Origin of the sequence: Polaromonas sp. A23 (assembly GCF_002001015.1) — a bacterium.
Taxonomy (GTDB): domain Bacteria; phylum Pseudomonadota; class Gammaproteobacteria; order Burkholderiales; family Burkholderiaceae_C; genus Polaromonas.
Map to the genome: position 1 here is coordinate 1 of NZ_MUNO01000024.1, position 23,615 is coordinate 23,615.

Consider the following 23,615-nt stretch of genomic DNA (forward strand, 5'->3'; position numbering starts at 1 on the left):
GCCGCGGTGGGGGCGGGTGCTGGAGCGACTGTGACCAGGGGCGTGGCAGCGGCCTGGATGTAATTGGCCGGAAGCACCGATGATTTCGGATAACCCGCCGCGTCGAGAAACTGTGTCCATTCCGCATCCGAGAAGCCCTTGAGCTGCTGGCTTCCGATGGTCAGGAAGGGCACGGAGCTGTCGCCGCTGATGCGCTGCAAGGCCTGCTGATCTTCAATTGTTGAGATTGTTTTTTCCGCGAATGGGATGCCGCGCGCAGTCAACATCGTGCGAGCCGAGCCGCAGGGGCCGCAGTTCGCGCCCGTGTACAGGGTTACCGGGTATTGGCCGACGACCTTGCGCAACTCAAAAGGCAGCGAAGCGGTCGAGATACCCCCGGCGCCACCGGCACCGGCCGCTGTGACCTTGGCCTTGCTTGTAGCCGGCGGCGGCTGGTCGGAGAAGGTCACTTTGCCGTCCGGGCCGACGATGCGGTACACCTGCTGGGCTTGTGAAGGGGAAGGAAAAGTGCCAGAAACCAGCACCACGGCTGCAGTGATTGCTGCAAATTTAATAGCGTTCGATAGGGTCATACCAGCTCCGTTTGGGTCTCTTATGCCATGCCCTGGTGGCGCAGCAACGCATCGATCGAGGGTTCGCGGCCACGAAAGGCCTTGAAGGATTCCATCGCCGGGCGGCTGCCGCCCGCTTCCAGGATGGCCTGGCGATATTTTCTGCCAGTTTCTACCGTAACGGTGCTGGGCAGGGCTTCGGCATCGGTGTTTATACCTGCAGGTGTGGCGATTTGTGCACTTTCCTCAAAGGCGGCATAGGCGTCGGCCGAGAGAACTTCGGCCCATTTGTAGCTGTAGTAGCCCGCCGCGTAACCGCCCGAGAAGATGTGGCTGAATGTGTGCGCGGTGCGGCTGTAAGGCGGCGGTGTGATCACCGCATACTCCTTGCGAACTTCGGCCAGCAGGGCCATCACGTCGCCGCCCGGCTGCCACCGGGTGTGCAGCAGCATGTCGAACAGCGAAAACTCGATCTGCCTCAGGGTCTGCATGCCACTCTGGAAGTTTTTCGCGGCCAGCATCTTGTCGAACAGCGCACGCGGCAGTGGTTCACCGGTGTCCACGTGGGATGTCATGTGTTTGAGCACGTCCCACTCCCAGCAGAAGTTCTCCATGAACTGGCTGGGCAGCTCGACCGCGTCCCACTCAACGCCGCTGATGCCCGAGACATCGCGCTCGTTGACCTGGGTCAGCATGTGGTGCAGGCCGTGGCCGAACTCGTGGAACAGGGTGGTCACGTCGTCGTGCGTTAGCAGGGCCGGTTTGCCGCCCACGCCGTCGGCGAAGTTGCAGACCAGGTGCGCCACCGGTGTTTGCAGCTTGCCGGTGTCGGGCCGCAGCCAGCGGGCGCGCACGTCGTCCATCCAGGCGCCGCCGCGTTTGCCGGTGCGGGCCGGGCGGTCCAGGTAGAACTGGCCGACCAGCTGGCCCGGCAACGAGCGGTCGCTTGTTGCTTCCGGGTACCGCTCAATGCGGTAAAACTCGACGCCAGGGTTCCACACCGGGGCGCTGTCGGGACGGATCGCCACTTCAAACAGCGTTTCGACAATCTTGAACAGGCCGGCCAACACCTTGGGTGCGGTGAAGTATTGCTTGACCTCTTGCTCGCTGAAGGCATAACGCGCTTCCTTGAGCTTTTCGCCAACGAAGGCATAGTCCCAGGGCTGCAGATTCTTGAGCCCCAGCTTTTCCGCGGCAAAGGTGCGCAGGTCGGCCACGTCCTTGAGGCCATAAGGCTTGGCGCGTTGTCCCAGGTCGCGCAGAAAGCTGATTACCTGGTCCGGCGAATCGGCCATCTTGGCGACCACCGACACTTCGCCGAAATTGCGATAGCCCAGCAACTGCGCCTCTTCCAGGCGCAGCGCGAGGATTTCCTGCATCACGGCGCTGTTGTCGAAGCGGCTGAACTCGGGCGCTGCCTGGTCGCTGGCGCGGGTGCTGTAGGCTTTGTAAAGAGTTTCGCGCAGCGCGGAACTGTCGGCAAACTGCATGACCGGCAGGTAGCAGGGCATTTTGAGCGTGAGCTTGTAGCCATCTTTGCCCTCGGCTGCAGCCTGCGCGCGTGCCGTTTGAACCACGTCGTCCGGCACGCTCGCCAACTCGTCTTCCCTGGCGTAGTAGGCGTAGGCATCGGTCGCGTCCAGCGCGTTTTCGCTGAACTTCTGGCTCAGTTCGGCCTGGCGTTCCTGAATGGCGGCAAAACGCTCCTTGGCTGCGCCAACCAGCTCGGCGCCTGACAGGACAAAGTTGCGCATGGCGTTTTTGTGCGCCTGGCGCTGTTCGGGGTTCAGCGTGGCGACATCAATGGCCTTGTATTTGGCGTAAAGCCGCTCATCCGCGCCCAGACGCGTCCAGAACTCGGTGACACGGGGCAGGGCCGCGTTGTAGGCTGCGCGCAGTTCGGGTGTGTCTGCCACGCTGTTGAGATGGCTAACGGCGCCCCAGGCCCGGCTCAGGTTCTCGGTGGCAATGTCGAGCACTCCGGCAATGTCAGCCCAGCGCGCCGGGAAAGCCGTTGCCGTGACCTGTTCAAGGGCCGTTTCAGCCTGCCCGAGCAGCACATCGATCGCGGGCCCGACATGCTCAGGCGTGATGCGATCAAACAGCGGCAGGTCGGAAAAATCGAGGAGCGGGTTGGATGCGGACATGGAGGGCGTGGAGGTCATGGCAATCAACTGTGGGCGCTGGCACCGGATCTAAAGAGATGTGGTGACTAAAAAGGAAAAGCCGGGCCAGAAGACCCGGCCTGTGGTTTAACCCTGAGCACGTTTCTTGACGCTTTGCTGTTTTTTGGGCTTGGCCCGTTTGACCGTACCACCCGGTGTCAGGCGCTGGTTGCCGAGCACGCGCAGGGTTTTGACTTCAGGGCGCTGGCCGTAGCGGCTGCTGTTTTTCAGGACTTTCACGTCGCGCGGGCCGGGCATGCGGTCTTCGTTGACCTTCTTTTCCTTCTCCGGCATGGGCCGCCAGAGCACCAGCAGTTTGCCGATGTGCTGGATGGGCGCAGCGCCAAGTTCGTCGGCCAGAGCCTGGAACATGGCCTCGCGGCCGGGGCGGTCGTCTGACTGCACGCGGACCTTGATCAGGCCGTGCGCCTTGAGAGCGGCGTCGATTTCCTTTTTGACGGCAGCCGTCAGGCCGTCCGAGCCGACCATGACAACCGGATCCAGGTGGTGGGCCTCGGCGCGGTGATCTTTGCGTTGGGCGGGGGTAAGTAGTATTTGAGCCATGCCCCGATTATCGGTGAGAGGACAATACGGGCATGAAAGTAAAAACCCAAAGCAAAAAGGTCAATAAAGCGTGGTTAAACGACCACGTCAACGATACCTACGTCAAGCTGGCCCAGAAAGAGGGCTACCGGGCGCGGGCGGCCTACAAGCTCAAGGAAATTGATGAAACGTTGGGGTTGATCAGGCCCGGTAACTGCGTGGTGGACCTGGGCAGCGTGCCCGGCGCCTGGAGCCAGTACGCGCGGCGCAAGCTGTCGCCGTCGGGCGCCGCGGCTGGCGCCCTGAACGGCCGTATCGTCGCGCTGGATATCCTGCCGATGGATCCGATCGAGGGTGTGGCTTTCATCCAGGGTGATTTCCGGGAGCCCGGGGTGCTACAGGTTCTGGAGCAGACTTTGTCCGCCGACAAAGGGTTTACCAAGGTTGATGTGGTGATTTCCGACATGGCGCCGAATCTTTCGGGCATTGATTCGGCCGATGCGGCCCGCATTGCCCATCTGGTGGAGCTGGCAGTGGATTTTTCCGTGCAACACCTCAAACCCGAAGGCGCGCTGGTCGCCAAGCTGTTTCATGGCGGCGCCTACAGCCCCCTGGTCAAGCTGTTCAAGGAGACTTTCAAGGTGGTCAAACCCTTCAAACCCAAGGCCTCACGCTCCAATTCATCGGAAACCTTTCTGGTCGGCATGGGTCTCAAAAACAGGCCAGCCAAAGAAGCCTCCTGAGCTTGCTGAAACGCAACAATTACCGCAATCCCGTCCCAAACCAAGGGATGTCCCGGGACGCCGGGACGGTTTCTGCCCTTGAAACGCCTAAAATCAGGCGCATGTGCCTTGTGTTCCTCTATCGGAGACATCCTTGAACAATCAGTGGTTTTCCAAAATTGCAATCTGGCTGGTGATCGCCATGGTGCTGTTCACCGTTTTCAAGCAATTTGATACACGCGGCGGCGCTGGTACCAACTACCTTGGATATTCCGAATTCCTGGAAGAGGTGCGCGGCAAGCGCATCAAGACGGCGACGATTGCAGAAGGCCAGGGCGGCACCGAAATCACGGCAACCACCACGGACGACCGCAAAATCCGCACTACAGCCACTTACCTTGACCGCGGCCTGGTCGGCGACCTGATTGCCAACGACGTCAAGTTCGACGTCAAACCACGTGAAGAAGGCTCCTTGCTCATGACCTTGCTGGTCAGCTGGGGCCCGATGCTGCTTTTGATTGGCGTCTGGATTTACTTCATGCGCCAGATGCAGGGTGGCGGCAAGGGCGGCGCATTCAGCTTCGGCAAATCCAAGGCTCGCATGCTGGACGAGTCCACCAATCCCGTGACCTTTGCCGATGTCGCCGGTTGCGACGAGGCCAAGGAAGAGGTCAAGGAAGTCGTCGACTTCCTCAAAGACCCACAGAAATTCCAGAAACTCGGCGGCCGCATTCCGCGCGGCCTGCTGCTGGTCGGCCCTCCAGGCACCGGCAAAACCCTGCTCGCCAAAGGCATTGCCGGCGAAGCCAAGGTTCCTTTCTTTTCGATTTCCGGCTCCGATTTCGTTGAAATGTTTGTCGGCGTGGGCGCAGCCCGCGTGCGCGACATGTTCGACAACGCCAAGAAAAACGCACCCTGCATCATCTTCATTGACGAGATCGACGCTGTCGGTCGCCAGCGTGGCGCCGGCCTGGGTGGCGGCAATGACGAGCGCGAGCAGACCCTGAACCAGATGCTGGTCGAGATGGACGGCTTTGAAACCAATGTCGGCGTGATTGTGGTGGCCGCCACCAACCGCCCCGACATTCTGGACGCTGCCTTGCTGCGCCCCGGCCGTTTTGACCGCCAGGTCTATGTAACGCTGCCCGATATCCGCGGCCGCGAGCAGATCCTCAATGTGCACATGCGCAAGGTTCCGCTCGGCCAGGACGTGAACGCCAGCGTGATCGCCCGCGGCACACCCGGCATGTCCGGCGCTGACCTTGCCAATCTTTGCAACGAAGCCGCGCTGATGGCCGCGCGCCGCAGTGCACGCACTGTGGAGATGCAGGACTTCGAAAAAGCCAAGGACAAGATTCTCATGGGCCCCGAGCGCAAGAGCATGGTCATGCCCGAGGAAGAGCGCCGCAACACGGCTTACCACGAGTCCGGCCATGCACTGCTCGGCAAGATGCTGCCCAAGTGTGACCCGGTGCATAAGGTCACCATCATCCCGCGCGGCCGCGCCCTGGGGGTCACCATGAGCCTGCCGGCGCAGGATCGTTATAGCTACGACCGCGAGTACATGCTCAGCCAGATCAGCATGCTGTTCGGCGGCCGAATCGCTGAAGAAGTCTTCATGAATCAGATGACGACTGGCGCCAGCAACGACTTCGAGCGTGCTACCGCATTGGCCCGCGATATGGTCACCCGCTATGGCATGACCGAGGCCCTGGGCCCCATGGTTTATGCCGAAAACGAAGGTGAAGTGTTTCTGGGCCGTTCGGTGACCAAAACCAACAACATGAGCGAAGCCACCCTGCAAAAAGTCGACGGCGAAGTTCGCCGGATCATCGATCAACAGTACACCGTGGCACGCACGCTGATTGAAGACAACAAGGACAAGATTCACGCCATGGCCAAGGCCCTGCTGGAATGGGAAACCATCGACGGGGACCAGCTCGACGACATCATCGCCGGCAAAGACCCGCGCCCACCTAAAGACTGGACACCGCGCAATCCTTCCGTGGGCGGCGGTGGTCCAAGCGGCGGCACGCCGGCGGTCAGCACCGACCCGGCAACCACCGTAGCCTGATACAGCTGCAATCCAAAGTAACAACCGGGGCAAGTCCCCGGTTTTTTTGTCTGGAGGAGAACTTGATGATCTGGCAAACCTCACGCTTCCAAATTGACCTGAACCAGCCGCGTGTCATGGGCATCGTCAATGTCACGCCTGACTCCTTTTCAGATGGGGGTAAGTTTTTCTCCGTGAACGGACAGCAGCAGGCCGCGTTTGAGCATTGCGAACAGCTTCTGAAAGACGGCGCAGACATGCTCGACATAGGCGGCGAATCCAGCCGCCCCGGCGCGCCCCCGGTGCCGCTGGCCGAGGAACTGGCGCGTGTGCTGCCTGTGGTACGCCATGCCGTCACCCTGGGCGTGCCGGTCTCGGTGGACACCTACAAGCCCGAAGTGATGGAAGCCGTGCTGGACCTGGGGGCCGACATCATCAATGACATCTGGGCCCTGCGCCAGCCGGGGGCCGCTGCCGTGGTGGCCGCGCATCCGGCCTGCGGTGTTTGCCTGATGCACATGCACCGCGAGCCGCAGACCATGCAGGCCGAGCCAATGGCGGGCGACGTGCTGCCGCAGGTGCTGTCTTTCCTCGCGCAGATGGCCAAAGAGCTGCAGGCCCTGGGCGTGGCCGCCAACCGCATCGTGCTGGACCCGGGCATCGGGTTCGGCAAGACCGTGGCGCAGAATTTTTCATTGCTGGCGCGTCAGCGGGAGCTGCTGTCTGCCGGTTATCCGCTGCTGGCAGGCTGGTCGCGCAAGTCCTCACTGGCCGCGGTGACCAGCACCTCGCTGGCCAGCGTCGCCCAGCTGGACATCGTGGACCGCATGGTGCCCAGCATTGCCGCTGCCGTCCTGGCGGTGGATCGCGGTGCACGTATCGTGCGGGTGCACGATGTGCGGGAGACCGTGCAGGCGCTCAAAGTCTGGTCGGCCGCTCGGGTGACTTCATAAATCCGATTGCCGGGCGCATGGCGGCGTTGCGCGGTGCTCGGAATCCTCACGTACCTGAGTACGTTCCGGTTCCTGCGCGCCGCGCGTCTTGCCCTGCATCCCGGAAATCAAATTTCTGAAGCCCCCGGTAGAGCCAAGGTAGACACCTCTAAAATTCGGGGATAGAGAACAAGGACAACCCAAGGGACAACAACAATGACTAGAAAATACTTCGGCACCGACGGCATCCGCGGCACGGTAGGGCAGGCGCCCATCACGCCAGACTTCGTGCTGCGCCTGGCGCACGCAGTTGGCCGGGTGCTCAAAAAAACCGAAGCGCGGCCTACCGTGTTGATCGGCAAGGACACCCGGATTTCCGGTTACATGCTTGAAAGCGCCCTCGAATCGGGGTTCAACTCCGCCGGTGTCGATGTGGTGTTGCTGGGGCCCTTGCCGACGCCCGGCGTGGCCTACCTCACGCGCACGCAGCGTGCCAGCCTGGGCGTGGTCATCAGTGCCAGCCACAACGCCTTTCCTGACAACGGCATCAAGTTCTTCAGCGCCCAGGGCACCAAGCTGCCGGACAACTGGGAGCAGGAGGTCGAAGCCGTTATCGAAGAACCACCGGTATGGGTGGACTCTCCGAGTTTGGGCAAAACGCGCCGCCTCGACGATGCCGCTGGCCGTTATATCGAGTTCTGCAAAAGCACCTTCGCCAACGACCTCACGCTCAAGGGTATGAAAATCGTGGTGGACGCCGCCCATGGTGCGGCCTATCACATTGCACCCGAGGTCTTTCATGAGCTGGGTGCCGAGGTCATCGCCATCGGCTGCTCGCCCGACGGTATGAACATCAACCACGAGGTCGGTGCGACCCATCCCGAGGCGCTGATCAAGGCCGTCAAGGCCTATGGTGCGGACTATGGCGTGGCACTTGACGGCGACGCCGACCGCTTGCAGCTGGTAGACGCTGATGGCCGGCTTTTCAACGGCGACGAAGTGCTTTACCTGATGGTGGCCGAGCGACTGGCGCGCGGCGAAGTGGTGCCCGGGGCAGTCGGCACGCTCATGACCAACATGGCGGTTGAAGTGGCCCTGAAAGCCAGGGGCGTCGAGTTTGTCCGCGCCAAGGTGGGCGACCGTTACGTGCTTGAAGAGCTTGAGAAAAAAGGCTGGCTTCTGGGCGGCGAAGGTTCCGGCCATCTGCTGGCCCTCGACAAACACAGCACCGGCGATGGTCTGATCAGCGCCCTGCAGGTGTTGCAGGCCTGTGTGCGCAGCGGCAAAAGCCTGGCCCAGTTGCTGGCCGACGTCACCCTGTTTCCGCAGACCCTGCTCAATGTGCGACTGCAGCCGGGGCAGGACTGGACCAGCAATGCCCTGCTGGCCTCGGAAACCAGGGCCGTGCAGGCCGAGCTTGCAAACAACGGCCGCGTGCTGATCCGGGCCAGCGGCACCGAACCACTGCTGCGCGTGATGGTGGAAGCACGCGAAGCGCAGCAGGCGCTGGCCTGCGCCGAGCGCCTGGTCGCGGCGGTCAAGGCCGGCTAAAAGCAAATGGCGGGTGCTGCGGGCATGGCCACGGTTCTTGCGGTTCACCGCAGCAGCCGCCACGATTTCAGCAAATTTCCAGAGGCCACCGTCAAACTCGTGGCTGGCCTGGGCGTGGAGGGTGACGCCCATGCAGGAGTGACTGTTCAGCACCGCTCGCGCGTGGCGCGCGACCCGAGCCTGCCCAACCTGCGGCAGGTGCACTTGCTGCACGCCGAACTGTTCGAAGAACTGCGGGGCGCTGGTTTTACCGTGCGCCCCGGCGATCTCGGCGAAAACTTCACCACGCATGGTGTGGCCCTGCTGGCCTTGCCCGCGGGAACGTTGCTGCATCTGGGCCGCGATGCGGTGGTGGAAATCACCGGACTGCGCAACCCCTGCAGCCAGATTGACCGCTTCCAGCAAGGCCTGATGGCCGCCGTGCTGGACCGCGACAGCAGCGGCCAGCTCATACGCAAGGCCGGTGTGATGGGGGTGGTGCTTGCCGGCGGCGACGTCGGTGCAGGTGATGTCATCCGCATCGCGCTGCCGCCCCAGCCGCACCGGTCATTGGTGCCGGTCTAGCCGATATCCAATAGCCAAACAGGCCGTTAGCCCAATCATTTCGCGCGCAAGTAGCTATAAAAAGCATAGTAATCCGGTCTTTCTGCAGACGCAAACTCATTGTGTCCGGCGCATGAAACCATGACATGGATCAAATTTCCTCAGGCGGCCTTTTCGTAAGCTTGTGCATTGCCTGAAGGAGCCCTGAACATGCCGAGTCTTGAATGGTCCGATGCGCTGGCGCTCGAGCTGCCCGCCATGGACGACACCCACCGTGAATTTGTGGAACTGCTGGCGCAGGTGGAAACGGCGGCAGACGCCGCGTTGCTGGACCACTGGCGCGTGCTGCTGGACCACACCGGCGAGCACTTCGCCCGCGAAGACCGCTGGATGCAGGACACGCGCTTTTCGTCCACCAACTGCCACAGCGTGCAGCACAAGGTGGTTCTGCAGGTCATGCGTGAAGGGCTGGCGGCTGCCGAGGCGGGCAAGCAGGAGACGCTGCGCCATATGGCGCGCGAGCTGGCTCTCTGGTTTCCACAGCATGCGCAGACCATGGACGCCGCACTGGCCCTGCACCTGCGCGGCATCGGGTACGACCCGGCCACGGGTGTGGTGAGCATGCCCGAGGCCTTGCCCAGGGAGATCATTCACGGTTGCGGCGGCGCCAGCTGCTCCGACGACGCACAGCCTGCCGTCCCCGCTGCCCAAGCGGCATGACCACCGCGCCGGCCAGCACCGTGCCATGCGTCCGCGCACCGGCGGTACTGCGCCACCGCCTGCACGAAGACATCCAGGCCCTGAGCACGGGCACCCTGTTCGTGGCGCTGGGCGTGGTGATGTTCGGCCACGCCGGCCTGCTCACGGGTGGCACGGCCGGCATCGCCTTCCTGATTCATTACGCCACCGGCCTGAGTTTCGGCCTGGCTTTTTTTATGGTGAACCTGCCGTTCTACGCGTTTGCCTGGCGGCGCATGGGTCCGGCGTTCACCCTCAAGACTTTTGCCGCCGTGGGCCTGCTGTCGCTTTTCAGCTGGCTGCTGCCGCAAGGCCTCGCCTTTGGTCATCTGTCGCCGGCACTGGCAGCCGTGTTGGGCGGCTTGTTATGCGGCGCGGGCATGCTCATTATCTTCCGCCACGGTGCCAGCCTGGGTGGGTTGAACATCGTGGTGCTGTACCTGCAGGAACGCTTCGGCTGGCGCGCCGGCAAAGTGCAGATGGTGATGGACGGCCTGATCGTGCTGGGTGCCCTGTGGGTCACCGACTGGGAGCGCGTTGCATTGTCGGTCCTGGGCGCGGTGGTGCTGAATCTGGCGCTGGCCATCAACCACCGGCCCGGCCGCTACATGGCGATGTGAGGGGCTTTTTACCTCGCACTTACAGAAAAAAGTACCTGTAGCCCTTTAAATATGGGTGCGGGTTGCTATCGAATCGATAGCGCGTTGTCAACGAACCGGAAGGCCTAGAGGGCCTCCGTCAAGCGAGCCCGTTCGTCTGGCGTGAGCACCTTGGGCTGTACGCGTGGTGTCCCATCGTCCGGATTAAAGAAGGGCGTGATCCTGTAGCTTCCATTGAGTCTTGTGCGTACCAGCGTCGCCATGAACCGGAGAAGGGACACGGTGGTGCTGACCGGCATGGCCTTGGGCGTACCCTTGGCGCTCTTCATGCCAACGCGCATCCGCACGGGGCCGAAAGCGCTGTCCAGACTGGTCGACGGGTCTTCCAGACAGTTGTGCAGCAGGCCGACATGTGAGATCCTGAAATCCCGCGCCGTATTGCCAACAGGTGTGTTGCAGCAACTTGCATACCAGCGCAGCATGCCTTTGTCACTGAGCGACATGCAGGTCAGCGCTTCCAGGCCCTGGGTGAAGGTGACATGCTGGGGGAGCGTGGCGATCACGTCCGATCCGCCTATCTCATCCAGAATGTCATCGGCCTTGCCAAGGAAGTGCGCGTAAGCCTGGCAGTCCTTGCAGTAGCAAACGCCTCGGCATACTGTTTCGGGGCGGCTGACGTGGCCGCGTAAAGTGCCGCATTGGCAGCGCAACGGGTGGTTCATGTAATGAGCTTACTCCACGCGGAATTGCCCGCAGATGTGAAAAATGCCGCCCACCGCCCGCTCCGCGTCAGGCCAGCGTATACGCCGTCTTCACCGTCGTGAAAAACTCCTGCGCATAGCGGCCCTGTTCGCGCGGGCCGTAGCTTGAACCCTTGCGACCGCCGAAAGGCACGTGGTAGTCCACGCCCGCCGTTGGCAGGTTGACCATGACCATCCCGGCCTGGCTGTGCCGCTTGAAATGGGTGGCGTATTTCAGGCTGGTGGTGGCAATGCCGGCCGACAGGCCGAAGGGCGTGTCGTTGGCCGTGGCCAGCGCTGCTTCGTAGTCTTTCACGCGGATCACGCTGGCCACCGGGCCGAAAATTTCCTCGCGGTTGATGCGCATGGCAGGCGTGCTGTCGGTGAACAGCGCGGGCGACATGAAGTAGCCTTCCGCGCCGCTGGCGGTGTGGCACTGCACGCGATCGCCGCCAAATGACAGCGTTGCGCCTTCGGACTGGCCGATCTCGATGTAGCTCAGGTCCTGCTCAAGCTGTGCCTGCGAGGACACCGGCCCGATGTCGGTGCCGGCCGCCAGCGCGTCGCCCACCTTGATGCGCGCCATGCGTTCCTGCAGCGCCTTCACAAACGCCGGGTAGATGCCCTCGGTCACGATCAGCCGGCTCGAAGCCGTGCAACGCTGGCCGGTGGAGTAAAAGGCGCTCTGCGCGCTCAGCTCAACCGCCTGGGTCAGGTCGGCATCGTCCAAAATGACTTGCGGGTTTTTGCCGCCCATTTCGAGCTGGACCTTCTTGAGGCTTTTGGCACAAGTCTCGGCAATGCGGCTGCCCACGCCAACCGAGCCGGTGAAGCTGATGGCCTGGATGCCGGAATGGTTGACCAGCGCATCGCCGATTACTCGGCCGGGCCCCATCACCAGGTTGAACACGCCGGCCGGGATGCCCGAGCGCGAAATGATTTCCGCCAGCGCCCAGGCACTGCCCGGCACCAGGTCGGCCGGCTTGAACACCACGCAATTGCCGAAGGCCAGTGCTGGCGCAATTTTCCAGGCCGGAATGGCAATCGGAAAATTCCAGGGTGTGATCAGTCCGACCACGCCGACGGGTTCGCGCGTGATTTCCACGCCGATGCCGGGGCGCACCGAAGGCAGTGTTTCGCCGGAGAGGCGCAAACACTCACCCGCGAAGAACTTGAAAATCTGGCCGGCGCGGGTGGCTTCGCCCATGCCTTCGGCCTTGGTCTTGCCTTCCTCGCGTGAGAGCAGGGTGCCCAGCTCTTCCCGGCGCGCCAGGATTTCCGTGCCGATCTTGTCGAGCGCGTCCGAGCGGGCCTGGATGGAGCCTGTGCTCCAGGCAGGAAAAGCCGCCTGGGCCGCAGCCACCGCGGAGTCCACCTGGGCGGCATCACCCTGGGCGTATTCACCGATCACGTCGGCGATGTTGGACGGGTTGCGGTTGGCGCTGGTGCCGGTACCGGCAAGCCATTGGCCATTGATCAGGTTGTTGAAGTCGTTCATGGTGTCAGTTCCGGAGAGGGTGGAAGATCAATGCGGTAAAAACGCAGGGCATTGCCGCTCATCACGGCTTGCTGTTGATCGGGGGTGAGACCGTCCAGCATACGCCAGAAGGCATTCACCCGGGGCTGAAAGCCTATTCGCCATCCGGCTCAGCCCGTGTTTTCAGGCAGCGAAACACCGCGTAGCTGCGACATTCGCTGCGCTGTCCGGCGAGTCCCCCAGCCGGAGTTTTGAAGCTTAAGCCGGCACTGAACCTGGCGCTGGGCACCAGCCACGCGCGGTTGCCAGAGAGCGATGCGCTGATCCGCCCCTTCGATGCCGCCGGGGAAGCGGCATGAGCCGGATCGACCTATTTGCCGTTGCGTTTTGCATTCTGATCCATCTTGCCCATGAACAGCATGAGGAAAAATACACCCATGCCAATCATGAAGGCAATTCCGATGATGCTCATGAGGCCGTAGTCGGTGGAAAACAGGTCAGTCAGCAGTTTCATGGCAAAAACTCCTTGTTGGTGTTGCCATCACTATGGCTTTTCTGCCTGAAATACATCCTGACGCAGGTCAACAGTTGGTGCCTGAAACCAGCTGCGGCCTGATTGCTCAGGGCGCCGGCCGCACCTGCCAGCCGCCACCCAGCGACTGGATCAGCGCCACGGCGGTGGTCTGGCGGTCGGCCATGGCCTGCACCAGCGCGCGGCGTGCGCTCAGTGCTGTGGCCTGCGCGGTGATGACTTCGGTGTAGCCGACCTGGCCGCTGCGGTAGCGGTTGAGCACCTGTTGCTCCACCTGGTCGGCCGCCTCCGAGGCTTGCCGACGCAGCTCCTGCTGGGTCAGCAGCACACGGGTTGCCGACAGTTGGTCTTCCACGTCCTGGAAGGCAACAAGTACGGTCTGGCGGTAACGCGCCACCGCCTGCTCGTGCGCGGCGCGCGCGCCGTCTACACGGGCGCCGGTGGCTCCTGCGTCAAAAATCAGCTGGGCGGCCGAGAGGCCCAGTGACCAGACGTTGGTGGCAGCCTTGAAGAGATCGGCGACGCGGCTGGCGCTGGATCCGGCGGAAGCGCTTAGCGACAGGCTGGGGAAGTAGGCGCTTTTGGCAATGCCGATCTGTTCGTTGGCCGAAGCCACCCGGCGCTCGGCGGCGGCGATGTCAGGCCGGCGCTGCAGCAACTCGGAAGGCACGACCAGGGGAACGTCGGGAACGGATGGCTTCCACTCTGCCGGCGGCAGCGTGAAGTTGCCGGGCGCCTCGCCCACCAGCACGGCGATGGCGTGCTCAAGCTGCGCGCGCTGGCGCTGCAGCCCGGCGTTGTCGGCCTGCGCATTGGCAAGCTGGGTTTGCGCCTGCAACACGTCGGTCTTGGCGGCAATGCCGGAGGCATAACGGTTTTGCGTGATCTCCAGCGCCCGTTGGTAGCCGGCCAGTGTGCTTTCCAGCAGTGTCTTTTGCGCGTCAGTCTGGCGCAGCGAGAAGTAGTTGGCCGCAAGCTCTCCCTGCGCCGAGAGCTTGGCCGAGGCCAGATCGGCGGCGCTGGCCTGCTCGCCCGCGGTGGCGCTGTCCACTGCACGACCGAGGCGGCCCCACACGTCGGGCTCCCAGCTGCCGCCTATGCTGAGTTGGTAGTTGTTGCCGACGCGGCCGGTAGTCCCGGTGGTGGTATTGCCGCTGCTGCGCGAGCGAGAGGCGCCGCCGTCCAGCGTGACCGTTGGGAAAAGTGAAGCGCGCTGCTCACGAACCAGCGCACGCGCCTGCGCATAGGCAGCCACCGCCAATGCCACGTTCTGGTTGGACACGACCACGCGCGCTTCCAGCTGGTTCAGCACGGGGTCGTTGAACAGCGACCACCACGGACCGCGCTCCAGCGCATCAGCCGGTGCAGCGGGCACCCAGCCTTCAGCCTCCTTGAAAGCGCTGACATCGACGGTCGCCGGGCGCTTGTAGTCCGGACCAACCGCACAACCAGCCAGCGCCAGCATCAAGGCTGCAGTGATCAGGCGGAGTGGAAAGCGATGGCTACGCGGGGAGCGCGCGGAGTGGGTGTCCGGGAAAGTGTTCAGGGTGTTCATGGCGGTACCTGTCATTGCAGTTGCAGCGGGGCGCCGGGCGGAGGCATGCCGGGCTCGTCAGGGTGGCGGCCGAGCTGGCGCTCCAGCGGACTGCGCCGCCGCAGCTTGTCCATCAGGATGTAGACCACCGGGGTGGTTAGCAGGGTCAGGAGTTGGCTCGCAATCAGGCCGCCGATGATGGAAATGCCCAGTGGGCGGCGCAGCTCGGCACCTTCGCCGAAACCGATGGCCAGCGGCAGCGCACCGAGGATCGCGGCCACCGTGGTCATCAGGATAGGCCGGAAACGCAGCAGGCAGGCCTCCCGCACCGCCTCCACGGCGGACAGGCCACGTGAACGTTCCGCCTCAATGGCAAAGTCAATGATGAGGATGGCGTTTTTCTTGACGATGCCGATCAGCAGGAAAACGCCGATCAGCGCGATGATGGAAAAATCCATCTTGAACAGCATCAACGCCAGCACGGCACCCACGCCGGCCGAGGGCAGAGTGGACAACACCGTGACGGGGTGCACCAGGCTTTCGTACAGGATGCCCAGCACGATGTAGATCACCACCAGCGCCGCAAGAATCAGCAGCGGCTGCTCGTTCTGCGACTGCTGCGCATTACGCGCAGTGCCGGAGAAACTGCCGCGCACATTGCTTGGCATACGGATTTCTGCCTCGGCCTGTTTCACCGCGTCCTGACCTTCGCTGAGCGGAACGCCTTCCGCGAGGTTGAAAGACACGGTGGTCGACAGCTCGCCGTCTTCATGGCTGATCGATGCGGCCGTGGGGTTCTCGCTGAAACGCGCAATTGCCGACAGCGGCACCATGGTGGTGACCGCTGCACTCAGTGCCTGGCCGGAAGAAGGGTCGCGCAGGGCCGGGTTGACCACGCTGGTGCTGGCGGCCGGTGCCGCGCTGGCCAGCGTCGTGCCGCTGCCGCCCTTGGCGGGAATGTAAATATCTTTCAGCGCCTCCGGGCTCTGGATGTAGCGTGGCGCCACGCCCATGATGACCTTGTACTGGTTCAAATCGGCATAAATCGTGGCCACCTGGCGCTGGCCGAAACCGTTGTAAAGCGCGTTGTCGACGTCGCGCGAGCTGATGCCCATGCGCGCGGCGCTTTCCTTGTCCACGGTAACCATGGTCTCCACGCCGTTTTCCTGCTGGTCGGTATCCACGTCGGTCAGCGCGGGCTGCAGCTTCATCTGTTCCGCCAGTTTCACGGCCCAGATTTTCATGTCGTTGTTGTTGTCGCTTTTCAGGGTGTACTGGTAGGTGGAGTTGCTGGCCCGCCCGCCGCCGCGCAGGTCTTGTACCGGGTTGAGGAAGATGCTGATGCCGGTAATTTGTGCCAACTGCGGACGCAGTCGGGTGATCACTGCCTGGCCCTTGTCGGTGCGCTGGTTCACAGGCTTGAGATTGATGAACATGAAGCCGCCGCCGGCGCGCGAGCCGCCGGTGAAGCCGACCACGGTGTCGACCGCCGGGTCGGCGCGGATGATGTCCACGATGGCCTTGAGCTTGGTTTGCATGGCTTGAAAGGAGATGCTGCGGTCGGCGCGTATGCCCCCGCTGATCTGCCCGGTGTCTTGCTGCGGAAAGTAACCTTTGGGAATCGAGATAAACAGGTAGACATTGAGCGCGATCACCGCCACCAGGCTCAGCATCACGATTGCGCGGCTGGCCAGTGCCCAGTCCAGGCTGATCTCGTAGACGCGATGCACGCGCTTGAACGCGGCGTCGAACCAGCGCGCCAGCCGTCCCGGCGGACGCGTGTGCGCATCGGGCTTGAGCAGCCAGGCGCACATCATGGGTGTGGTGGTCAGGGATATCAGCAGTGAGATCAGCACGGCTGCCGACAGCGTGACGGCAAACTCGCGGAACAGCCGCCCGGTTTGCCCACCCATGAAAAGCAGCGGAATGAACACCGCCACCAGTGACAGGCTGATGGAAAGCACGGTGAAGCCAACTTCGCGCGCGCCCAGCAGCGCGGCCTTGAAGCGGTCCATGCCGGCTTCGATGTGGCGGCTGGTGTTCTCCAGCACCACGATGGCGTCGTCCACCACAAAGCCGGTGGCCACCGTCAGCGCCATCAGGCTCAGGTTGTTCAGGCTGAAGCCCAGGAAATACATCACGCCGAAAGTGCCCAGCAGCGAGACCACCGTGGCCACGGCGGGAATGATGGTCGCACGCGCGCTTCGCAAAAAGGCGCTGACCACCAGCACCACCAGCACTATCGAGATCAGCAGCGTGATCTCAATCTCTTTCAGCGAGGCGCGGATGGAGTTGGTGCTGTCCGATGCCACATGCAGCACCACGTCCGGCGGCAGTTGGGCCTGCAGTTCGGGCAACAGCGCACGCACACCGTCTACTGTGGCAATCACGTTGGCATCAGGCTGGCGCGTGACCAGCACGATCACCGCCGGCTCGCCATTGAACAGGCCCAGGGTGTTGATGTTTTCCACGCCATCGACCACCTCGGCGACATCGCGCAGGCGGATGGCCGAGTTGTTGCGCCAGGCGACGATGAGGTCGCGGTAGTCCGCTGCCTTGCGTCCGCCACTGGCGGTGTTCGCGCCAGAATAAATCTGCAGGCGCTGACCATTGCCTTCAATGGCACCCTTGGGCCGGTTGGCGTTGGAGGCCTGCAACGCTGCGCGCACATCTTCCATGCTCACGCCGTAACGGTTCAGCGCAAACGGCAGCAAGTCCACCCGCACGGCAGGCAGCGAGCCTCCGCCGAGTTCGACATCACCCACACCCTGGACCTGCGCAATTTTTTGTTGCACCAGGTTGGAGACCTCGTCGTAGATCTGCCCGGGCGCGCGGGTCTTGGAAGTCAGCGCAAGGATGATGACGGGCGCAGAAGCCGGGTTGGCCTTGCGGTAGGTCGGGTTGCTGCGCAGGGTTGAGGGCAAGTCTGCGCGCGAGGCGTTGATGGCCGCCTGCACCTCCCGTGCCGCCGCGTCAATCTTGCGGTTCAGGTCAAACTGCAGGCTGATCCGCGTCGACCCGTTGCTGCTGTTGGACGTCATCTCGTTGACACCCGCAATCGTCCCCAGGCGTCGCTCGAGCGGCGTGGCCACGCTGCTGGCCATGGTGGAAGGGCTCGCGCCCGGCAGCGAAGCGCTGACCGAGATGGTCGGGAAATCAACCTGCGGCAGCGGAGAGACTGGCAGTACGAAGAAGGCGCCTATGCCGGCCAGGGCGAGGCCTATGGTCAGGAGGACTGTGGCTACTGGGCGGCGGACGAATGGTTCGGAGAGGTTCATTTCTTCGCGCCCCTTGCATCGGCGGCGGTTTGCCGCTTTGAGGGTGGTGCCTCAGCCGCTTGGCCGGGAGGTGTTGCTTCAACCGTTCGGGCTGAGCCTGTCGAAGCTGTCTTTGTTTCTACTGTTTGTGGTGTGCCTGCAAGCCGGGGGTTGCCCGGCGGCAACTCACTTTCTTTTGTCTCGCCAAAAGAAAGTAAGCAAAGAAAAGGCGACCCTACTGTCTGCGTCCCCTTCGCTAACGCTACGGGGCAACCTGCGGTGCTCGGTCCAGCCGGGGTCGAGCTCGAACTCGCCTTCGGCTCAGACAATCGCTCGCCCTGATCCGTCTGGACCTGCGCTCCTCGGCGCATACAGAAGGGGGGTGGGGTCGGGATCGGATTCGGATACGCCATCGGGCTCCGGCGGGGACGCGCAAAGCGCGTCCCCGCCTCCCCGAACCCGTGCGCGCATTTGTTCCCCCACCCGTCGGGCTGGGCCGAGGAGCGCAGCCGAAAGCGGATCAGGGCGAGCGATTGTCTGAGCGCAGCGAGTTCGAGCTCGACCCCGTTTTCGGCGAGCACCGCAGGTTGCCCGCAGCGAAGCGGAGGGACCCGGACCATCGGGTCGCCTTTCTTTTGGGTACTTTTCTTTGGCGACGCAAAGAAAAGTGCCTCGCCCGCCGGGGCGAGACCCGGCTTGTTCGAAGCACTTGCAAAGCGCGGGCTTGCACCGACGTTGAGCGGCGAACAGGCACATGCAGATGGATCCCGGATCAAGTCCGGGATGACAAGCCGGGGAGGGCTCGGAATCACACCGAACCCCTTCGCCCAAACCTCTGCCCCATCCTGTCAAACGCCAAATAAATCACCGGCGTCGTGAACAGCGTGAGCATCTGGCTGACGATCAGCCCGCCGAAGATGGCCAGGCCCAGGGGCCGGCGCAACTCCGCCCCTTCGCCCCATCCCAGCATCAGCGGCACGGCGGCAAACAGCGCGGCCAGGGTGGTCATGAGAATCGGCCGGAAGCGCAGCAGCGCTGCCTGGTGGATGGCTTCCTGCGGCGACTTGCCTTCGCTGCGTTCGGCGTCGATGGCGAAGTCGATCATCATGATCGCGTTTTTCTTCACGATGCCGATCAGCAAAATAATGCCGATGATGCCGATGACCCCGAGGTCGGAGCCGCTGATGATCAGCGCCAGCAGCGCGCCCACGCCGGCCGAGGGCAGGGTCGAGAGAATCGTCAGTGGGTGAATGTAGCTTTCGTACAGCACGCCCAGCACGATGTAGACGCAGATCACAGCCGCCAAAATTAGCCAGAGCTGGCTGGACAGCGAGGACTGGTAAGCGCCGGCTGCGCCCAGGAAGGTCAGGCTGACGCTGGCCGGCAGGGCGATGTCCTTGGCGGCCTGTTTGACTTCGCTCACCGCCTTGCCGAGGGAGACACCGGGCGCCGTGTCGAAGCCCAGCGTGGTGGCCGGGTACTGGGCCACGCGGGTGATCTGCAGCGGTGCGGGCTGCTCGGTGATGGTGGCAATGCTCGCCAGCGGCGTGGTGGCACCCGAGCCGGTTTTCAATGGTAGGGTGCCCAGCGATGCGACCGACATCTGCGGGTCCGGCAGGGCTTCCAGGATCACGCGGTACTGGTTGGTCTCGGTAAAAATTGTCGATACGATGCGCTGGCCAAAAGCGCTGTACAGCGCGTCGTCAATTGACGAGGTGGTAACGCCTAAACGAGAAGCGGTATCGCGATCGACCGAAATATAAGCCGACGCACCCGTGGCACCGGCGTCCGACGCGATGTTGCGCAGGGCCGTCGACTGCTGCATGCGCTGCGCCAGCTTGGTCGCCCACAGGGCCACCGTGGCGTTGTCCGAGCCTTCCACAGACACACGAAACTGCGTTGGCCCGGTTTCGGCGTCGATGGTCAGGTCTTGCGTGGGCTGCAGATACATGGTGACGCCGGCCACCGCGGCGGCGCGGCGCTGCAGCCGGTCCATGGTTTCCTGCTGGCTGGTGGTGCGCGCGCTCTTGAGGTTGATCAGCATGCGGCCGGTGTGCAACATGGTGTTGTTAGCGGCGTCCACACCGATGAAGGAGCTCAGGCTGGCCACATCCGGGTCTTCCAGGATGGCCCGCGCCGCCGCCTGCTGCAAATCGGCCATGCGTCCATACGAGACCGACTGAGCAGTTTCTATGCGGGCCTGCAGCTGGCCGGTGTCCTGTGTCGGAAACAGGCCTTTGGGAATCAGCACATACAGCAGCACAGTGAGCAGCAGGGTGGCCAGTGCCACCACCAGCGTGGCGCCCTGGTGCCTGAGCACCCAGCTGAGCCAATCGTCATAACGCGTGATCACCCCATCGAAAAATTTCTGCAGCTTCGCACCGGTCGGGCTGCTGTCGGCTTCAGGATCACGCTTGAGCCATCTAGCCGACATCATGGGCACCAAGGTGAGTGAGACAACAGCAGAAATCAGGATCGTGATGGCCAGCGTCACGGCGAATTCGCGGAACAGCCGGCCGACCACGTCGCCCATGAAGAGCAGCGGAATCAGCACGGCGATCAGCGAGACCGTCAGCGAAATGATGGTGAAACCGATCTGTTGTGCGCCCTTGAGTGCGGCGGCCATCGGGGTTTCGCCTTTTTCGATGTAGCGCGAAATGTTTTCGATCATCACGATGGCATCGTCCACCACGAAGCCGGTGGCAATTGTCAGCGCCATCAGGCTCAGGTTGTTCAGGCTGTAGCCCAGCAGGTACATGGCGCCGCAGGTGCCTATCAACGAGATCGGCACCGCCAGGCTGGCGATCACGGTGGCGCGCAGGTTGCGCAAGAACGCAAAAATCACCAGCACCACCATGACCACAGCCAGCAGCAGCTCGATCTCCACATGCAGCACCGAGGCGCGTATGCCGGTGGTGCGGTCGCTCAGCACATCGACCTTCATGGCTGTCGGCAGCCCAGCCTGCAGTTCGGGCAGGCGCGCCTTGATGGCATTCACCGTGGCAATCACATTGGCGCCGGGCTGGCGCTGCACGTTCAGGATGATGGCGGGTTTCAGTCCTGACCAGGCACCCAGCTTGACGTTCTCGGCACTGTCCACCACCTTGGCCACATCGGTCACCCTCACTGCAGCGCCGTTGCGCCAGGCGATGATCAGGTTTTTGTAGTCGGGCGCTGCCAGCAGCTGGTCGTTGGAATTGATGGAATACGAACGCGTCGGCCCGTCGATGCTGCCCTTGGCCGCATTGGCATTGGCCGAGCTGATGGCGCTGCGCAGCGAGTCCAGCCCCAGGCCGTAAGAAGCCAGCGCGCGCGTGTCGGCCTGGATGCGCACGGCCGGGCGCTGGCCGCCGCTGAGCGATACCAGGCCCACACCGCTGACCTGGCTGATCTTCAGTGCCAGCCGGGTATTGACGATGTTCTGCACCTCTGTCAGCGGCAGGCTGTCGGAGGTGATGGCGAGGGTGAGCACCGGCGCATCGGCCGGGTTCACCTTGGCATACACCGGCGGCGCGGGCAGGTCTGCCGGCAGCAGCGAACCACCGGCGTTGATGGCGGCCTGCACCTGCTGCTCGGCCACGTCGAGTGCCAAGCCCAGGCCGAATTGCAGCGTGACGATGGAAACACCTGCCGCGCTGGTGGAACTCAGGCGCTGCAGGCCGGCCATCTGGCCGAACTGGCGCTCCAGTGGCGCGGTGACGGTTTGCGCCATCACCTCGGGGCTGGCGCCGGGGTACAGCGTCTGCACCTGGATGGTCGGGTAGTCGACCTGCGGCAGGGCTGACAGCGGCAGGAACCTGAAGCCCAGCAAGCCGGCCAGCACGATGGCGACCATCAGCAGCGCGGTGGCCACCGGCCGCAGGATGAAAGGACTGGATGGGCTCATGGGTGCAGCCGCCCGGCGGCCGTCATTGGCCCGGTGCAGCGGAACCCTGGCGCCGCCGCTCCCTGATTTGCTGCCAGCGTTCCAGCGCGGCAGGGTCGCCCTTCTGGATTTTTTCGACCAGCGACTTGCGGCGCGCCAGGGCTTCCGGGTCGTCCTTGACCTGGTCCAGGAAGCGCTTGAGTTGCTCGGGCGTGGGCGCTGCGCTGGCGGAAGCCGGCGCGGGTGCTGGCGCAGGAGAGGGCGCTGCCACTGCAGCGGTCGGTGAAGCTGAAGCCGCGGCCGGGGTAGAAGGTGCAGCCGAAGACGGGGGAGCTGCGGACGCGGCACCTTGTGGTGCTGCTGCGCCGGCATCACTGCCGCGCGGTGCCGACGCGCCGCCCTGTGCCCGTCGGCCCTGGCGGCCCATGCCACCACCAGCGCCTGGCGCATCACCCGGCAACACAACGCGCGCGCCGTCTTTCAACCGGTCGGCGCCCTCGGTGATCACGCGCTCGCCCGCCTCCAGCCCGGAAGTGATCACGATCTTGTCCACCGTGGCTGGCCCGCGCTTGACGGGCCGCAGGCTGACGGTGCGTTCGGCCGCATTGAGCACATAGACATAGTCGCCGCTGCTGCCCAGCCGAATGGCCGTGACGGGTACCACCACGGCGTCTTCAATCGTGCGGACCAGCAACTGCACATTCACAAACTGGCTGGGAAAAAGGGCGAGCTTGCTGTTGGCAAAACGCGCTTTGGCCTTGACGGTGCCGGTGGTTGTGTCCACCTGGTTGTCGAGCGAGGCGAACACGCCGGTGTCCAGCGTGTTGGCGCGCGTGCGGTCCATTGCCGTTACCTTCATCGTGGCGCCCGAAGCTGCGGTCTGCTGCAGCTCGCCCACCTGATCCTGCGGGATGGAGAACACCACGTCGATCGGCATGACCTGGGTGATCAGGGCGATGCCGTTGGTATCGCTGGGGTTCACCACATTGCCGATGTCCACTGCACGCAGGCCGACGCGGCCGCTGACCGGTGCGACCACGCGGGTGTAGCCCAGGTTCAGGCGGGCAGCGCCTTCGTTGGCCCTGTCGATTACCACGGTGCCTTCCAGCTGCTTGACCAGGGCTGCCTGGGTGTCGACTTCCTGGCGTGCGATCGAATCCTGCCCCAGCAGCGTCCTGTAGCGTTGCAGCGTGACGCGGGCGCTGTCGAGCTGCGCCTCGTCGCGCTGGCGCTGGCCGGTAGCCTGCTGCAGGGCCAACTCAAACTGGCGCGGGTCAATGACGGCCATCAGTTCGCCGGCCTTGACCATCTGGCCTTCCTTGAACAGGACTTTCTGCATCACCCCGGTGACCTGCGGGCGCACCCGCACCGTGGCCTGCGGCGTGACCGTGCCCAATGCGTCGAGGATGATGGGAATACTGGTTTTTTCGGCGGTGGCAATGCCGACCGTGGTGGCCGGTGCGCCGCGGCGGGCACCGCCGCCGGGTGCACCCGGGCCGGTTGCGGTGGCCGTGTCGGATGCGGGCCGGGTCAGGTGCCAGGCCAGCCAGCCCATGCCGGCCAGGAACAACACGGCGATCAGGCTGCCGATGATGATGGCGCGTCGGCTCAGACGTTTGTGGGGAAGAGTTTCAGGGCCGGGAGGCGCCTCAAGTTTCGGGTCCATCAGCTGTCCTTTTTTTGCCTGCCGCTATTCAATGCGGCATTTTTGTTTTGATGGTGCTGTCATCGGCACCGCTGGCGATCTCAGGGATCTTGCGTCAGCGCTCAGGAATTATCACTTCAAGCCCTCGCAGGGAGATGTAGCGTGCGA

General features: G+C 63.4%; 17 protein-coding genes. 7 read left to right on the forward strand and 10 right to left on the reverse strand.

All coding sequences use genetic code 11. The features are described 5' to 3' along the window. The 3 genes from B0B52_RS13155 to yhbY form a co-directional block, all read right to left on the reverse strand. Positions 1-572 (reverse strand): glutaredoxin family protein (locus B0B52_RS13155; RefSeq protein WP_139351933.1); only part of this gene is annotated, 572 nt, incomplete at its 3' end. Between the two features lie 20 nt (positions 573-592). Beyond that, positions 593-2,716 (reverse strand): M3 family metallopeptidase, encoded by a 2,124-nt coding sequence (locus tag B0B52_RS13160; protein WP_254425706.1) that lies wholly within the window; start codon positions 2,714-2,716, stop codon positions 593-595. An 87-nt stretch (positions 2,717-2,803) separates the two neighbouring features. Further along, entirely contained in the window at positions 2,804-3,280 is a 477-nt protein-coding gene (yhbY, locus tag B0B52_RS13165) for a ribosome assembly RNA-binding protein YhbY (RefSeq protein WP_077594113.1), read from the reverse strand. Between the two features lie 32 nt (positions 3,281-3,312). On the opposite strand from yhbY, the gene B0B52_RS13170 reads away from it, so the two are divergent. The 7 genes from B0B52_RS13170 (at position 3,313) to B0B52_RS13200 (ending at position 10,418) form a co-directional block, all read left to right on the forward strand. Beyond that, positions 3,313-4,002, forward strand: a complete 690-nt coding sequence (locus B0B52_RS13170; protein ID WP_077594114.1) for an RlmE family RNA methyltransferase — start codon at positions 3,313-3,315, stop codon at positions 4,000-4,002. A 133-nt stretch (positions 4,003-4,135) separates the two neighbouring features. Next, a complete protein-coding gene (gene ftsH / locus B0B52_RS13175) occupies positions 4,136-6,055 on the forward strand; it encodes an ATP-dependent zinc metalloprotease FtsH (RefSeq protein WP_077594115.1) in 1,920 nt (639 codons plus the stop codon). 65 nt (positions 6,056-6,120) lie between these two features. Continuing rightward, the gene (folP, locus tag B0B52_RS13180; protein WP_077594116.1) at positions 6,121-6,987 is read left to right on the forward strand and encodes a dihydropteroate synthase; all 867 of its coding nucleotides are present in this window, start codon (positions 6,121-6,123) and stop codon (positions 6,985-6,987) included. Between the two features lie 195 nt (positions 6,988-7,182). Further along, positions 7,183-8,517 (forward strand): phosphoglucosamine mutase, encoded by a 1,335-nt coding sequence (glmM, locus tag B0B52_RS13185; RefSeq protein WP_077594117.1) that lies wholly within the window; start codon positions 7,183-7,185, stop codon positions 8,515-8,517. 24 nt (positions 8,518-8,541) lie between these two features. Beyond that, entirely contained in the window at positions 8,542-9,081 is a 540-nt protein-coding gene (locus tag B0B52_RS13190; RefSeq protein WP_077594163.1) for an MOSC domain-containing protein, read from the forward strand. A gap of 189 nt (positions 9,082-9,270) precedes the next feature. Next, positions 9,271-9,780, forward strand: a complete 510-nt coding sequence (locus tag B0B52_RS13195) for a hemerythrin domain-containing protein (RefSeq protein WP_077594164.1) — start codon at positions 9,271-9,273, stop codon at positions 9,778-9,780. Continuing rightward, on the forward strand, positions 9,777-10,418 hold the full coding sequence (locus B0B52_RS13200; RefSeq protein WP_077594118.1) for a YitT family protein: 642 nt from the start codon (positions 9,777-9,779) through the stop codon (positions 10,416-10,418). The genes B0B52_RS13195 and B0B52_RS13200 overlap by 4 nt, the downstream gene beginning before the upstream one ends. 104 nt (positions 10,419-10,522) lie before the next feature. On the opposite strand, the gene B0B52_RS13205 is transcribed toward B0B52_RS13200, so the two are convergent. From B0B52_RS13205 to B0B52_RS13240, 7 genes are all read right to left on the reverse strand, one after another. Further along, positions 10,523-11,119, reverse strand: a complete 597-nt coding sequence (locus B0B52_RS13205; RefSeq protein WP_077594119.1) for a DUF6151 family protein — start codon at positions 11,117-11,119, stop codon at positions 10,523-10,525. A 67-nt stretch (positions 11,120-11,186) separates the two neighbouring features. Continuing rightward, positions 11,187-12,635 (reverse strand): aldehyde dehydrogenase family protein, encoded by a 1,449-nt coding sequence (locus B0B52_RS13210; RefSeq protein WP_077594120.1) that lies wholly within the window; start codon positions 12,633-12,635, stop codon positions 11,187-11,189. Positions 12,636-12,984: 349 nt separating this feature from the next. Then, complete coding sequence (locus B0B52_RS13215; protein ID WP_077594121.1) at positions 12,985-13,128, reverse strand: DUF3149 domain-containing protein; 144 nt, start codon at positions 13,126-13,128, stop codon at positions 12,985-12,987. Positions 13,129-13,234: 106 nt separating this feature from the next. After that, complete coding sequence (locus B0B52_RS13220; protein WP_371327398.1) at positions 13,235-14,701, reverse strand: efflux transporter outer membrane subunit; 1,467 nt, start codon at positions 14,699-14,701, stop codon at positions 13,235-13,237. 11 nt (positions 14,702-14,712) lie between these two features. Beyond that, positions 14,713-17,958 (reverse strand): efflux RND transporter permease subunit, encoded by a 3,246-nt coding sequence (locus B0B52_RS13225; protein ID WP_077594122.1) that lies wholly within the window; start codon positions 17,956-17,958, stop codon positions 14,713-14,715. Between the two features lie 787 nt (positions 17,959-18,745). Continuing rightward, entirely contained in the window at positions 18,746-21,823 is a 3,078-nt protein-coding gene (locus B0B52_RS13235) for an efflux RND transporter permease subunit (protein WP_077594123.1), read from the reverse strand. A gap of 22 nt (positions 21,824-21,845) precedes the next feature. Further along, positions 21,846-23,468, reverse strand: coding sequence for an efflux RND transporter periplasmic adaptor subunit (locus tag B0B52_RS13240; protein ID WP_077594124.1), 1,623 nt, complete (start codon positions 23,466-23,468; stop codon positions 21,846-21,848). Between the last annotated feature and the right edge of the window lie 147 nt (positions 23,469-23,615).